Genomic DNA, 15,840 nt, shown 5'->3' with positions numbered 1-15,840 from the left:
ATTTTCACGGAAATATTATCAGATTCTCTGATAGATTGTTCTTTATCAAAGATCTATAAGCGAAATTATTCTGTCAGAACGACAAAACATGTCGTATAATAGATAAAATTATAAGGTATTAAACTGATGCATTCCTGGGAAAATACAAAAGGCATGAAACCAGATACGTCATCTTTGAGAGGTACTGCGAAGAACCCATAACCTAATGACGACCTAGCCCATGCCCGTATGACGATGCACAGGCGTAAGTCTGTCAATAGGAGGTTATTTGGAAGTTTCGCAGTTTTCTCAAACCTTTTTGACAGCTTACGCTTTATTTTCGATAAAATTTAGGGTACTAAGATATAAATATTTTTATAAACGATAATTATTATCACTAAAATATGATATAGCTTTCAAAAATTCTGATAAATGGCTAAAATCGCCGATAAAGTACAATTCAGTTAAGTGTTTACACCACAAAAATGCAAATATATTACTAAAATATACAATTTTAATAAATTATACTTAAATTTGTAGAACTGCGAAATTCCTAAATAACCTAGAATGCCGTTATTTTCACGTCATACAAACAATCACGATCTTATGTTTCAGCAAATTTATGATACATATTGGAATCGTATTTTTGTTATGGTGGCCCGAAAAGTCAAAGACCGCGATGATGTATTCGACGTTATGCAGAATATTTTTTTTCATTTATGGATTTACAGGAATTCACTTAACCAGCAGAACACTGAAAGTGCAATCGTAAAAACTTGCGTTCAGGAAATTTCAAAATACTTCTCGAATCTGAATAAGCAACCTTTTACCACAGAACTAAGTAATCTCCAATTATTCGATGACTCTGCCGAACTTCTCCAGGCTCAGCTTGAAAAAGACAGAGAACTGGAACTTTTGAAGTTGAATATTGACCAGCTTCCTCCCATAAGAAGGAAAATTTTCACCATGAACAAGTATGAGGGCATTACTCAGGAAAAAATCGCAATACAACTCAATTTATCCACTAAAGCTGTAAAAAAACAGATCGGAAAGGCACTTATATTTCTTCGAGAACATCAAAACAATTCTTAAAATTTGTTAAAATCAGTTAATTTCAGTTAAAGTTCTGTTTTACAGGGGGGCTATTATTTCCGTTTTCGGGTATACATAATAAAGCACTTTATTATGAACAGGAGAAAACACTCACAACCAACTGCGATAAATGAAGCAAAAGAGTTATGGGATAGCCTCACAAATGATTCAGATGTAGATATAGAGCCTCCTACAGAGCAGGAAGCAAAAGAGTTTCATCGAAAACTTTATGCGAGAATAGAAGCACATGAAGCACAAAAGAGAAGGAGAAAGACGTTCCGTTATTCTTCCATGCTGGTCGCCGCTTCCCTAGTTATTATTTTCAGTATTATAGCCTACAGAACGCTCTTTCTTCCTGAAGTCTATAGGGCATATCATGATGATTTGAAAGTTACTTTAAAGGACGGATCAACAGCTATCTTGGCAAAGGGAGCCATATTAACGGTAGAGAAATCATTTCCAGCAGCAACAAGAGATGTCTTTCTCACAGGGGATGCAGTTTTTAATGTAACCAAATCCAAAAATCATCCCTTCATCGTACATGCCGGACTTTATGAAACAAAAGTTTTGGGTACAGTTTTTAAAATCACGCAGGATAAAACAACCTTCAATGTTGACCTGTATGAGGGTAAAGTGCAGGTTATAAAAACTGAAAAACCAGCAGAAACATTTATTATACATCCGAAAGAAACATTCTCCAATCAAGGATCTAAAAATGTTGCGACCATTGTTGATACTAAAAGTACAGGTCAATCTCAAAGCAACAATTCGGCAACAGTTTCACTAACTGATTTAGAACTTTCTAATGCCATAAAAATATTAGAAAATACCTACGGCATAGTAATTCAGTTCCCGCCAGCTTTTGCAAATTCAAAAATTAGTGCTACAAAAGAAAAAGCCACAGCAGCGGATTTGATAAGACTCATCTCACTCAAACTGAACCTAAAAACCACAAAAATAAATGATAAAACATTTCAATTGGAGGAATAGACTATGGTCGATCCATACTCCTGCCTTGATTCCATACTCCTAATGAACCTGGTGTTGAAGAATACAATAAAGAGACCGACGGGTGCAACCGTCGGCCAAGAAGTATTCAACCAATAACTGTTCGATAGATTATTAATTATAAATACTAATGCAAAAATAATGAAAAAACTTTGCAGAGCAGTACTATTGATTCTCGTCTTATCAATAGGCTGCCAAGGGCTGTATGCCCAAGAAAAACTCTCCACAAAGAGGGTAAATTTTGAAACTGGAAAAACAACTGCATCAGAAGCTGTAGGGAAATTTCTATCAGAAAATGTAAAAGATAAGATTTACTCAAACGATGATCTTAAAGATTATTCAGTTCAGCCAACTAAATGTAAAAATGAACTGGTAATGGACTGTCTCAATAAAATTTTGAGGGATGTTCCCGTCGAAATTTTTATCGACAATAATAGCGTTATCATCAGGCCGAAAAAAGACAGCCCCAAAGCTTCTACTACAGAATTATCCCAACAATCAACCGCTCACAGAGACACCGTAAGCGAATCATCTGATATCCACACCATTGATGAAATAACCATAAACGCCGGATACTACAAGGTCAGGGACAAAGATAAAACTGGAAGCATTGCGAAAGTTTCAGCGAGGGATATTGAGAACCAGCCTGTGACAAACGTTCTATCAACTGTTCAGGGACGAATGTCAGGGGTTAACATTGTTCAAAATAGCGGTGTGCCCGGTGCAGGATTTGAGATTCAGATCAGAGGTCAAAACAGCTTAAGAACAGGATCTTTTACAGAACAAAACGGTAATGTCCCACTCTATGTTGTGGATGGCGTTCCCTTTAGCGAAATAAGTCCCCAGAAATCCCAGATCTCATCGACAATCATTCCCGGAGGGAATATCAACCCGTTAAATACAATCAATCCAAATGATATCGAAAGTATTGAAGTGCTAAAGGACGCCGATGCCACTGCAATCTATGGTTCAAGAGGAGCAAATGGTGTTATACTGATCACTACGAAAAAAGGTAAATCTGGCAAAGTGAGCCTGAATTTTTCTACCAATTATGGAATAAGCGAAACTATCTCCAATCTTACCCTCCTCAATAAGGAGCAATATCTAAACATGCGCCGCACAGCCTATAAAAATGATGGTATTGCCACCTACCCAGCAAATGCCTATGATGTGAATGGTGTATGGGATCAGCAGAATGAAATTGATTGGCAAAAAATTTTGATAGGTAAAAAGGCTACAACAAGCAATACCCAGTTATCGGCAAATGGAGGAAGTAAAACCACAAACTTTTTAGTGAGTTTAGGGCATAACGAACAGACAACGGTATATGGACAGGACTTTAAATACACCTCTAATAATTTTAGCTCAAATCTATCTCATCGCTCAGAAAATAACCGATTTCAGATCAACGTTTCAAATTTGTTCACACAACAAAAAAACAATGTTATTTATAGTGATCTGACAACGAGAGCGTTCACACTATCTCCTATATCACCTCAGCTCTACAATCCTGATGGAAGTCTGAATTGGGCTAACAATACATTTACAAATCCGCTAGCAGCCTATAATGCATCATATAACAATGACACAAAATTGTTCCAAACAAATTTAAACTCAGAATACAAGCTTTTTAAGGACTTTAAACTTAAGGTCAACACAGGACTAAATTATACGACAATCGATGAGTTGGCCCTACAACCAAATACCATCTATAATCCAAACATTGGAAGTGGTCTTTCGAGTGCAAATTCACAGGCACGCCAGAAAAAGCAAAACATTTTCTCATTTATTATAGAACCACAGATAAACTGGTCAGAAAGCTGGGGCAATCATAATCTACAGATCCTTTTCGGAGGAACTTTTCAGAGTATGGTCCGAGATACCGAAGAAGAGCTGGGTTTTGGTTTTGAAAGCAATCAGTTCATCAGTAACATAGCCGCTGCAAAAACTTTAATGAAGCTCGAAAATTCCAATATTGAGTATAAATACGCCGCAATCTATGGTAGGCTTAACTATCAATTTAAAGATAAATACATACTGAATTTAACAGGTAGGCGTGACGGTAGTAGTCGATTCGGACCAAATAATAGGTTTGCAAATTTTGGTGCAATAGGTGCAGCCTGGAATTTCTCGAAAGAAAATCTATTAAAAAATCTTGAATGGTTAAGCACAGGTAAGTTACGTGCCAGTTATGGATCGGCCGGAAGTGACAATATCGGTGATTTTCAGTTTCTTAATAATTACATTGTTTCATCAACATTGATCTACAACAATATTACCGGCCTATCCCCTTCCCGCCTTTACAACCCAGATTACAGCTGGGAAATAACAAAAAAAATGGAAGCCGCAGTTGAGCTAGGCTTCTTTAAAAATAGATTAAACCTCAGTACAGCCCTTTACCGCAACCGTTCTTCAAGTCAGCTAGTAGGATATCAACTTTCGGCAGTGACAGGCTTTTCCAGTGTTATGGCAAATCTGAACGCGACCATCGAAAATAAGGGACTGGAAATAGAAATTACGGGGCGCCCGATAGCAAAGAAAGACCTTCAGTGGGAATCAAGTTTTAACATAAGCTTTCCCAGTAACGAGCTGCTATCATTTCCCGGACTGGCAGGCTCATCCTATGCAAATCAATATGTTATTGGCCAGCCCACAAATATTGTAAAATTATATCAATTCGAGGGAATTGACCCATCAACTGGTCAATATAGGTTTAAAGATTTTAATGGTGATGGTAAAATTACTAGCCCGGAAGACAGACAGGTTGTGGCCGATATTGGTATCAAATATTTTGGAGGATGGAGCAACAACTTCCGATACAAAAACTGGGATCTATCCATTCTCTTTCAATTTGTTAAAAAGAAAGGTTGGAATTACAACTCCATCATGTCACTACCGGGAACAATGAGCAATCAGCCCACACAAGTGCTTGATGTTTGGTCACCACAGAACCCTACAGGTTACTACATGCCATACAGCACCGTAAACACCAATATACATAACCTCTTCCGTACAAGTACTGCTGCCGTATCTGATGCTTCCTTCATACGTTTAAAAAATATTCAGCTTGCATACACCATACCACTAGCTGAGGGTATTTTTAAAAATGCTAAGATTTACTTTCAAGGCCAGAACCTTCTGACCTGGACAAATTTTTTTGGCGTAGACCCTGAAGCATTGACATCCGGTTTTTTACCTCCACTCCGAACATACTCTTTCGGAATTCAATTTAACCTTTAAAAAAAAGAAAATGAAAAAGCTAAATTTTATTATACTGACGATATGCATTTTAACAGTCGTATCCTGCGATAGATTATTAGATGTAAACACTCCTGATAATCAGATCGACCAAAATAAGGTTTTCGAGGATGTTCAGACAGCAAATGCTGCTCTCGCTGCACACTATGCAGACCTGATGAAAAGTTCTCCAATTGCAGGAGGTGATTTTGAGACTTATTTGAGCTCATATACAGATGAACTCCGAAATTATACGACAACTGCATCTGATAGCAGAGATCTGTTTTTAAATCTGCACACCGATACAAACAGTATCATGTTGAACGTGTGGTCAACAGCGTATAAGCACATCTACACTGCGAATGCAATTATAGAAGGAGTCTCAGGTTCAAATGGAATTTCAGCCACTGACAAAAAGTGGTTCCGCGGGCAGGCCCTTCTAACAAGAAGTATTATGTTCTTCTATTTAAACCAGCTTTTTGGGGATATTCCTTATCCAGAATCGACAGATTACAAAGTCAATAATGTCATTGGAAAAACAACCTCGATCACGGTGCTGACTAATTTGGAGCGTGATCTTCTGGAAGTCACTTCGCTACTTCAAAATGAATACAAAGATCCCGAAAGGATATACCCGAACAGATATGTAGCGAACTTACTACTAGCTAAAGTATACATGGCGGGGCAAAATTGGAATAAAGCTGAAATTTTATTAAAAGAAATTATACAGAGTCCATTGTATCAGATCGAACCTGACATTACAAAGGTTTTTACAAAATCTGGAAAAGAAGTATTATGGCAACTAAAACCTCACAATAACGCTTCTTTACAACAGGCCACCATATTTTATTTCAATAATTCATTGCCAAATATTTACGCGATTTCTGAATCACTGATCAACACATTTCAGGATAATGATCTCCGTAAACAGAACTGGATAGGACGTGTAGATTTTGGTGGTGTTTCCTACTATCGAGTGGAAAAATATAAAAACCGTAATAATACCAATACCAACGAGTATTCGATTGTCTTTAGGCTTGAAGAAGCCTATCTCTTATTGGCAGAAACACTGGCTCAGCAGAATAAATTTGATGAGGCACTGCCGTTTGTCAATAAAATAAAACTGCGTGCGCAACTTGCTCCCCTTACAATGCCTATCTCTAAGGAACAACTTCTGCAGGAGGTCCTACTTGAAGATAAGAGAGAGTTTTTTGTCGAAATGGGCCATCGTTTTTTGGATTTAAAAAGAACTGGAAAATTGAACACTCTACAGGCGACAAAACAAAACTGGAAAGATTTTCATCAATTATGGCCAGTACCTCAAAAAGAAATTCTATTAAATGCTAACCTGAAACCTCAAAATCCTGGATATTAATGCTAAGTATAATAAAAATAATACTGCTGTTTGCAGGCTGCATATGCGTTTCTGGACAAAGCCACCAGGACACTATAACGGCTTGGAAAACGAAGTTCTCCCAATTGGCAGGGTCACCACAACTCGCCCCAGCAGGTAGGTGGATAGCTATCAATAAAATTTCCAGGAATGCCACAGATACTACCTACATTGCTAAAAGTCTGTCGGGAAAACACCTCCACAAGATTGTCGGCAATGCCACCTTCTTAAACGACCAGCTGGTCATTGGAAAAAATAGGGATAACGTCGAAGTTCTCAACCTTCAAAATGGAAGTAAATCTGTGCACGAAAATATCAGCAACGTATATGTATTGCATGCTGCAAACCGTTATGCCTTACTGACAAAGGCAAAGACAATGAAAATATATAATCAGAACGGTAAACTTGAACAATTAAACAATATTGAGGGATTCGGTATTAATAAACTAAATAGATTGTATGTGGTACGCAAAGTTGAAAACAGACGTGAAATCTGGGATCTCTCCTCGGAACATAAGCATTGCGCTTATAGTACGCCTCATGCTATAAGAAAAATTGATATAAGTATTTCTGGCGACCAACTGTTCGTAACCGAAGACATTAAAGGTGAGCCAGACGACCAGCTTGTAATTGTTGGAACAAATGGAAATAACACTATAATCCCCATCCCCAAGCTGGCAGAAACAAGTTTTACGGAGATCCAGAAGGGTAAGGCATTTTTACTGCAGGCAAAGGTTAAATATGATGAAGAGCAGAAGGGAGATGTAGAAATTTGGTATGGTAATGATGCCTATCTGGGAAAGGATAAACTATTTTTTAGAGCCAGAACACAAAAATTTTGGTTTTATAATCCAAATGAATCGATTGTTAAAGAGCTGCCATTAACCAAAGACCTCGAAGTTAAATCGCTAAATAATGAAAGATTTTTCTTAACCTATATACCCCGTAAAAACTTCAATTATCAGACATCTAATCTCAGTCCAGAGGATCTGAATGATGCAAATATATATGACAGTTTTTTGAATACCTTTATTCCAGTCGGCAATTTTAAGGCCGTCAGAAGGCTAAACCGCAGAAAGGTGCGTAAAACAATTTATGAACAAATTATATGTTCGCCCGACGGCTCTAAATTTCTTGGGAGTCCTGACGGAATTAAATGGAGTATATTTTATGTCTCAGGAAAAACTAAACGTGTAATTGACAAGGAAGGATTAGAGCTTCCTGTCTTTTCGCAAGACGGAGAAAACATCTTTTTTGAAAGTTCGGATGACCTCTGGATTTATAACCTTAAGAAAGAACAGCTTAGTCCCATGAATATTGCACATGGTCAAATAACTAGGATAAAAAATAACGTTTATAAAAATGATAACCGCGCTCCATCTCTGTCTGTGCAAGAACTACTGTTGATTGAAGGTTATAGTTTGCTGAATAATACGACCTCCTACTACCTTATCGAAAATGGAAAGTCAAAAACAGTAATTCCGCCTACTGATAATCGGATCAACCACATCGTATTTGATCAAAAGTTTCGGAACTTTTATACGATAGAGGAAAATTTCAATAAACCTCCATTTTTACGACATTACAGTAGAGCACAGGCAGCAAAGACCATAATGGAATGCGATGGTGGTGACAAAAATGCCAAAGCGATCAAACAGGAAATCGTGTCTTTTGACGCCATCGGAAAAAAACTGAATGGTATTTTATACTATCCTACTAAGTTCGATCCAAAACTGACATATCCCATGGTTGTTCACATTTACCAAAGACAAAGGCAGGAGTCAAATGAATACCTTTCACCCAATAACGAATTTCCAGTTGGATTCCAGATAAGGACTTTAATTGAAAGAGGCTACTTTGTTTTCCTACCAGATATTTTATACAATTCCTCAGGAACTGGGTTATCAGCACTAGAATGTGTTGAACGAGGTTTAGACCGCGTACTGCAAAACCCTAGTATTAACGCGGCGAAAATTGGGCTCGGAGGCCACTCACATGGTGGATATGAAACAAATTTTATCGCCACTCATTCGAATCGTTTTGCCACTTACGTTTCCGGTGCCGGTAACAGTGATCTTATTCGCTCTTACTATTCCTATAATTACAACTTTATCAGTCCCTTTTATTGGCAGTTTGAAAATGAACAATACGAACTGGGAAAATCCGTTGCAGAGGACAAGCCGTTGTACCTGAAAAACAGTCCGATTTTAAATGTAGAAAAAGTGAATGCACCAATACTCCTTTGGGCGGGCAAAAAAGATGAAAATATTCAATGGGATCAGGTAATGGAATTTTTTATAGGCTTAAAACGCTATAAAAAAGATGTTGTAGCTTTATTTTATCCAAACCAAAGCCATGCATTTATCAACGGCACATCAGCAGAACAAGATCTTAGTAAACGGATCATACAATGGTGGGATTACTATTTGAAAGATGAAAAAAATACAGACTGGATCAATCAATTGCAAAAGGATGCCAATTAGGCATCCTTTCTTTTTTTACGGCTGACTTCTGTGCATTTCAGTTGAACAGGTTGTTTCGTTCAATTTGAATTGGTACAACTGCACTGAACTTGACCCATCTAAAGTACATAGAAAAGAGCCTGCATTATCACAGTCCTGTTCTACTTGTACACATTGATTCCCTTCAATACGGTAAGTAGGAATAATTTTAGATGATTTGCTTACCTGATTGCCGGCAAAAGCCGCCCCTATGCCTACTGCTACAGTAAGAACAGGAATAAGTAATTTTTTCATGCGATCATAATTTAATTGGTTATTGCCTACTCTATTACAGGGTTTTCGGCTAATTCCCTATATATCCCTATCCACCGACCGTTCCTAGAACTGTCGATTTCTAAAAAATTCTATTTAAAAACCTCCCACCTAATTTTATAGCGCCGTAACTCATTGCCAACTATTGCATATAGATAATTTCCCCTTACTAGCCAGGAAGATAATGCTTCGCCTTTCTTATGATTGATGTAAAAACTACCAATATATTGCTGGCGATCGGTGTTATAGACGTCAATTATAGACGAGTTCCGCCAAGACTCGGAGGTCTCATATTGCCCCTTCAAATTAGATTCATTAAATAAGAATTTACCAGCAATAATTGATCTTTTATTTACTGTAAATGGAGGTGCCCCCATTTTTTTGCTCCCGTCTGACAATCTTGTAATTGTGATTTTCGCATGTGTGGTTGTGTCAATTGTATGAATACGATTATCAATTTTCATCGTACTATCCATCACAATAAACTGATTTCTATAAACGTAAGTATACACCAAATTTGTCGCACTATCATTGCAAATCAGTGAGCCATCGACGTCAAATACACCGTCGATCTGTGCCTGAAGTATATCCGATTTTAACTTTACCTTCGGACTTCGTTTAAGGTCCAACAAGCCTAAAGTATAACGACGGTCTGATCCGCGCTGGGTTCTAATGCCAAACCTCATGGAATCAAGAATAACCATCTGATTGAAAAAAGCATCATTATGACTTATTGTCCGTGCTACAGAATCTCCAAGAGATCCTCTGTAGATCACAGGAACTGTGCCGTCATACAGATAAAAGTAAGGTTCGCGGATTTGAAGCTTGACATTACGAAAATTATAATCTTTCCTATCAATTAGAATATGATTTTGATTAAACAAGTTGAATGATGTGTCAATTGTCGTTACAATTAATGGTGCACTGATATTTCCAAGATAGAGCAGTTCCTCTTCCATTCCTGCCAGATAGAAAGAGTTCACATTCAAGTCTTTTGTTTTTTCAATAAGTACTGGATGTGGCAAAAACCTTCTGGTGAAATTATTCTCACTTTTAATAATATGTTCTGAACTTCGGAAAAGGGCAACCACTACAAGACAACTGAAAATAACAATTAGTCCTCCAGTTCCAAGTTCTTTAAGTCCAGACTTCCCTAATTTTTTCACTAAAACATCTAGCGCAATAAATGATAAGACTAAAAAGAAAATATTAAAAATTAGATGTTCTGTCCACCCCAGTTTTTCTAGGATGCCTCCACAAGAGCAAGGGACAAAATCACTATAATTCAATATCAGATATATGTATAATGTGAATGCTGACATAAGGCCAATGGAAGCATACAAACCTATCTTATTTGTTTTGGGGATAAGTAACAGAATAACGACTGCAAATTCTATGATCAAAATTGCATAAGAAATAATGCCGGCATAAGCACTTAATAACGGAGATTGCGCCAATTGAAGCTGGAATGCTTCGAAGTCAAACAATTTACTGGCAGCTGCATATATGAATAGCAATGCAAGAAGAATGCTTACCGTCTGTACAAAATACTTTTTTATGAGCCTTATCATAATCACTGGCATTGATTATGACAAATTTCGGTCTTGTGGTAAAAATAAATATTGACAATATTAACAATTATATACCAATATGTAATAAAATTATACCAATATGCAACAAAAGTATGTACAATAGTAACTGAAGGAATTATAAATTAGCTAATCGAGGAATTGTTGTCAGACCGACGCCATGACGCGTAAAAGCTTTATACATATTCTGATAATCCAAAAATCTATTTTTAAATGCCACTTGCTTTAAGCTCATCGGCGTAAATATTATATCGCCTACTGCGTCCAGCATCTTTCCCTTTAACCAGAAACTGTAGAAAGAATCACCGAAGCAGATTTTACAGTCACGCCGGAAGTGACTATAATTAAATCCTTTGGCTTCAATAAACTCCTTTAAAGTCTGACTATTATCGGGATTATAGGATTTCAATATCTCCTTAACATAAATAACATTTTGAGGGGTGTTTTTAATTTCTTCTTTAGGCAAATTGAGATCAACTATGTGCAAAAAGCCCCTCTTTACACTCTCTGCCCGGCATAAACCTACAACCAAATGCATATTACTTTTATCCGTATAACGCACCTGAACCGGAAATACATCATTAAAGGCAAGTCTAGTCTGGTTAAGATTACGGACCACCTCTTTAATCGACTGATCATAACCATTGTCTTCCGTAAAGCTATAATAACCAAAATGGTCTCTTCTAAACGCATTTTCCGGTATAAATTCAAGGTTTTTTAAAAAAGAAAAGTAAAAATCAGTAACGACTTTAAAGTGCTTAGATATTACATGCAGATCAGAAAAAAGGACTGCGGACTTCACAAAATTTAGTTTGCAAAAAACAGATAGATTTTGCTCAGCTAAAGCATCCAATAATGAGACGATGTAGAAATTCATTGTATCTTCTTTTGTTATCTTAAAAGACCGATGTCAGCGTCAGCAATAAAATAAGTTTCCGTATAGTGTAATTTATGGTCTATCGTATGGTCAATTTAATCTTTTTACCCTAATAATGAAATAATAATGTACAAATCACATTTAATGTGCCCCGAACTTAATGGCCAAACTATTAATTGTAACAAGAAAGGACAGCCTATTGGCTGTCCTAACAAGCATGCTTCCACTCTGGTAGTGTATGGTTTCTGCTTTACAAATATCACAAAATTTATGAAAACAAATTATCTAACTGGCCCAATAATGATCGGACCTAGCTTTTTGTTATTGAATTGAAAAGAAATTTGCTTTTCATTACCAAAACTATCAACTATCCAGACGTCAAATTGTTGAGAAACTAAAGATTCTGATGTATAATACAGACGAAATTCTTTTTCCGCCAATGGATACAAATCGTTTGGCAAATAAGGTTTATATCCCGCATAATTTAAACTACCTTGCCCATCATTTTGAAAATATCTTAGCCTGTAAGTATTACCTGTGTAGTTTCCAGAGGAAATTATGGAAAACCGCATTTCCACACTTTCACCAATCCCGATCTCCTTTGGAACAGGCATCACCTTCACTTCAAAAGGAAAAACCTCCTGCACATCCAAAACCTCTTTCTCACAGCCGGAAAGTAATGCAATTCCCAGAATTGCAATAAAGCCTAAAAAAACCGATCCTATCGACATTTTCATAGTATTAAATATATTTTTCATTTTATTCGCTGATTTTCAAAAATTAAAACGTAAACCGATACCCGTTGATGGTCTAATTTTCTCTAGATCGGTCCCCCATAAGATCCTGATCCGACTTTGCAGCATAAAAACAACGCGGTCTGAAATATAGGTCTCCAATGACAACCTTCCTCCAGTACCAAAAACAAATCCATTTTGATTTTTCAGAACTCCACCGTCAAAAAGGATGCTATCTCCCCTATTCACAGATTCGTAGCCAGCGATACCCGTTAAGGCCCCGTTTAAGGTTATAAACTTTTTTGAATCGGAAAGAAGCTTTATACTATAGCCAACCTCTCCAAAGTAGTTTTCTAAAGGGATTTCCCAATTTTTATAGTCTACAGCCTTCTTTTGATATTCAAGCCCCCAGATCCAGTAGTTTCCGTGCTTTGCAAAACTGTTCAATGTCAGATTGATATAGAAATTTTTGCCGACTTTATCAGTATTTAGAAGCCCTGTATTCATTTCCAACGATTTCTGTTTATACACCATGCGCTGCGCACACAATGGACTACTCATAATGGCAAGTACCAAAAAGATGATATATTGTTTCATGATTCTCTGCTTATTGATTAACCTTGATATTCATCTCAGATACGGGCTTTGCTGTAACCAAGTCCGAATTCTCAACCTCCAGCACCTGGTTTCTTGCTCCATTCCTTTCAAAAATTTCAATCCGGAGTACCTGCTCATCGGTGATTGTAAACTGATCAAGAAGTATCACATTGCCAGCGATCGAATTATCTGAGATTACTTCAAGACCTGGATACTGCCTTAAAGGAACAAATTGTTTTTCCTGAGAAACCGTTCTTTTTGCAATCTGCTTATCCTCTATTTTGTAGGTACAAAAGTCCACGACAAAAGGTACGTTTGATCTATTTTTAACTTCCACATGGAGGTAAAACTTACCGTTATGGACATAGATACCTTTAAGAACGGACTGAATTCCATACGATCTGGACGCGATATGTCGCACATATCTTTTATTCTGCTGATATATGGTTTTTAGCGCAACTTCTGTTAAAGATGGTGGATTAAAACCTAGCTCCTCAAACTGAACGTTTCTTCCTTCCTCACGCTCAACATCAGTTTTCATTTTCTTTAGATCATAACTCAACGTATAAGGATCAGCATTATAAATAACATTAAAGCTATAAAATTGGCCATCCTCCGTAATTACAGTAAAGTTGGTTTCCTCCGCAAAATCCTTAACTGCTGCCTTTATACGCAGGACGTTCTGTGCATCCTCAGCTTTTTCCGCAATCAGATAATTCGATCCCAGGTCTGTGTACCTGATCGCTACCGGAAAAATCAGGTGGCAGGTTTTATTATAGGTAACTTCGAGCCTATAAGGTTCGACTCTTCCCGCTTCAAGCGACTGTTGTCCAAAGGTCTTGATGAACAGCCCCACAAAAAGTAGGATCATAAGTATATTTTTGATTGATATCATAATATGATTATTATTGTTGTTATATTACTTTTTTGTCAAAAGCAGTACCGGATGCCCAGCTCTCACCGTTACCTTAACAGCTCTCAGCTTCTTAGAAAAAAAGCCAGAAACTCCCTGTATCAGGCCCCGACTCATATCACCGACAACCTGCTGGCCCGCAGAACGTGACATCGAAATATTCATTCCTGAACTCTGGCTCATGTTAGCCGCGATTTCTCCTGCGGCATTGATCTCATCTGTTCGTGGGACAAGTAAACCGAGCTGACCGTCCGTGCCGTAAACAAGGATTTCAACCGGAATTATATTTCCAGATACTTCAACTGCGCTAATCTTTAGCTGCAACCTGTTTCCCTGAAATTTGGTATCGGCAACGAGTTCTGTTCCTTTGGGAACATGATGTCCACCGATGGTTGCATTTTCGGATAGCCTCAACTTTAGTGATCCATCGCCTGATATTGTTTTTGTTTCCATCACCATTGCATGTATACTGTTGCTGACAATATCGCTTTGGGCAACCTGTCCGGGCGTTATAAACCCCATGTTACGCTCTGTGGTTCCATTTAAAATCTCCGATGCGTCCTCTTCCCGATAGAGGGCTGAGACCACACTCTTTTTGTCTGCCTTCAAACTTTCGGTTTTCCCTTTTTTGCCTGTTAAAGCAGTTGTTTTAACTGTAGTTGAATCCATATTCTGACTAACATTGACCGTAGGGCTTACGGGGCCCGCATTTGCTGACGGAAGATAGCGCGAAGCCATTTCGTATGATTTTTCCATTAATGCGAGCTGATCCTTATAGGTAGGTGCCTGCGGTACATCTTTTTCTGAAAGCCTATCTTTGAGTTCATCTACCTGTTTGCGCAGCGCCAATTTCTCACGGTCATCATCCCTGTAAAAAGAGCCCAGAGTTTGCTGAGCATTCTGATAACTGCTCAAGGAACTATTCTGTCCACTGCCGATCCCATATCCCCCAGAGTTTCCTGCTATAACCTTCGAAACTGGAGCTTCAACGTTAACCGATGTGTCTGCACCACTCCAATAATCTGACAAAGACATCAGTGAATTACGCTTTGCCGCTTCCCTTTCCTCAACCATCTCTTTTTCATATGCTTTTTGTTTATCGGCCTGCAGTCCTTTATCCGTGGCCTCGGGCACGGCATTTTTTAACCCTCTGTCTTTATTTTCCTCACCACTATTTTTAGGCTTAAATATTAAGTAAAGACAGGCGATGAAAACGATGGCCATCAGGCCAAAGATGATGGGCTTTTTAAGCTTATCATTTTTTGAGGAACTGCTTTGCGAATTTTCTGTAGAATCTTCATCCACAATTAAGCTGATCCTCTTATTCTCTTTCTCTTTCATTGTGTATAGTTTTAGGATTTCTAGCAGAATCTTTCAAAGAAGATTCATTATGAATTACTGCGGGCACCTCGATATGGCTTATATCTATTTTATCCCCTTTTCCCAGATCATAAAATACCTTGACCAGTACTCCTACGCCCATAAGCAGGTAGAATGCGAATAAATAAAGTACATATCTGATCTGTTTGCGCACGGGTAAATTCCGCCATCTCAGATCGAGCTTCTCAAGCTCATTATCAATTGTTGTTCTAATATTTTTCATTTTCTAAATTTTGAACCATAACACCTCCCCATTTATGGAGAGAA

The 15,840-nt window shown here is 37.7% G+C and carries 13 protein-coding genes; 5 read left to right on the top strand and 8 right to left on the bottom strand.

The features are described 5' to 3' along the window. The first annotated feature begins 585 nt into the window (after positions 1 to 585). The 5 genes from DEU39_RS01595 (at position 586) to DEU39_RS01575 (ending at position 9,192) form a co-directional block, all read left to right on the top strand. Complete coding sequence (locus DEU39_RS01595; RefSeq protein ID WP_183037357.1) at positions 586 to 1,071, top strand: sigma-70 family RNA polymerase sigma factor; 486 nt, start codon at positions 586 to 588, stop codon at positions 1,069 to 1,071. Positions 1,072 to 1,164: 93 nt separating this feature from the next. Further along, the gene (locus DEU39_RS01590; protein WP_120230677.1) at positions 1,165 to 2,061 is read left to right on the top strand and encodes a FecR family protein; all 897 of its coding nucleotides are present in this window, start codon (positions 1,165 to 1,167) and stop codon (positions 2,059 to 2,061) included. Positions 2,062 to 2,220: 159 nt separating this feature from the next. Further along, positions 2,221 to 5,319, top strand: a complete 3,099-nt coding sequence (locus DEU39_RS01585) for a SusC/RagA family TonB-linked outer membrane protein (protein ID WP_120230676.1) — start codon at positions 2,221 to 2,223, stop codon at positions 5,317 to 5,319. Positions 5,320 to 5,329: 10 nt separating this feature from the next. Beyond that, positions 5,330 to 6,691 (top strand): RagB/SusD family nutrient uptake outer membrane protein, encoded by a 1,362-nt coding sequence (locus tag DEU39_RS01580; RefSeq protein WP_120230675.1) that lies wholly within the window; start codon positions 5,330 to 5,332, stop codon positions 6,689 to 6,691. After that, positions 6,691 to 9,192, top strand: a complete 2,502-nt coding sequence (locus DEU39_RS01575) for a prolyl oligopeptidase family serine peptidase (protein ID WP_120230674.1) — start codon at positions 6,691 to 6,693, stop codon at positions 9,190 to 9,192. Before DEU39_RS01580 ends, DEU39_RS01575 begins: the two co-directional genes overlap by 1 nt. Before the next feature lie 15 nt (positions 9,193 to 9,207). Here DEU39_RS01575 and DEU39_RS01570 read toward each other — a convergent pair whose 3' ends face one another. From DEU39_RS01570 to DEU39_RS01535, 8 genes are all read right to left on the bottom strand, one after another. Further along, positions 9,208 to 9,465, bottom strand: a complete 258-nt coding sequence (locus tag DEU39_RS01570) for a DUF6520 family protein (RefSeq protein WP_120230673.1) — start codon at positions 9,463 to 9,465, stop codon at positions 9,208 to 9,210. 110 nt (positions 9,466 to 9,575) lie between these two features. After that, positions 9,576 to 11,066, bottom strand: a complete 1,491-nt coding sequence (locus tag DEU39_RS01565) for a DoxX family protein (protein ID WP_120230672.1) — start codon at positions 11,064 to 11,066, stop codon at positions 9,576 to 9,578. 124 nt (positions 11,067 to 11,190) lie between these two features. Continuing rightward, positions 11,191 to 11,949 (bottom strand): helix-turn-helix transcriptional regulator, encoded by a 759-nt coding sequence (locus tag DEU39_RS01560; RefSeq protein ID WP_120230671.1) that lies wholly within the window; start codon positions 11,947 to 11,949, stop codon positions 11,191 to 11,193. A gap of 281 nt (positions 11,950 to 12,230) precedes the next feature. Further along, a complete protein-coding gene (locus DEU39_RS01555; RefSeq protein WP_120230670.1) occupies positions 12,231 to 12,707 on the bottom strand; it encodes a DUF3872 domain-containing protein in 477 nt (158 codons plus the stop codon). 15 nt (positions 12,708 to 12,722) lie between these two features. Further along, positions 12,723 to 13,280, bottom strand: coding sequence for a conjugal transfer protein TraO (locus DEU39_RS01550; RefSeq protein WP_120230669.1), 558 nt, complete (start codon positions 13,278 to 13,280; stop codon positions 12,723 to 12,725). A gap of 10 nt (positions 13,281 to 13,290) precedes the next feature. Then, entirely contained in the window at positions 13,291 to 14,175 is an 885-nt protein-coding gene (gene traN / locus DEU39_RS01545; RefSeq protein WP_120230668.1) for a conjugative transposon protein TraN, read from the bottom strand. 24 nt (positions 14,176 to 14,199) lie between these two features. Continuing rightward, positions 14,200 to 15,534, bottom strand: a complete 1,335-nt coding sequence (traM, locus tag DEU39_RS01540) for a conjugative transposon protein TraM (RefSeq protein WP_120230667.1) — start codon at positions 15,532 to 15,534, stop codon at positions 14,200 to 14,202. Further along, positions 15,515 to 15,796 carry a nitrogen regulatory IIA protein gene (locus DEU39_RS01535; protein WP_120230666.1) on the bottom strand — a complete coding sequence of 94 codons (282 nt, stop codon included), beginning with the start codon at positions 15,794 to 15,796 and terminating at the stop codon, positions 15,515 to 15,517. The genes traM and DEU39_RS01535 overlap by 20 nt, the downstream gene beginning before the upstream one ends. Between the last annotated feature and the right edge of the window lie 44 nt (positions 15,797 to 15,840).

It is taken from the genome of Chryseobacterium sp. AG363, assembly GCF_003610675.1.
GTDB lineage: Bacteria > Bacteroidota > Bacteroidia > Flavobacteriales > Weeksellaceae > Chryseobacterium > Chryseobacterium cucumeris.
This window is presented reverse-complemented; position numbering and strand designations above follow the sequence as displayed.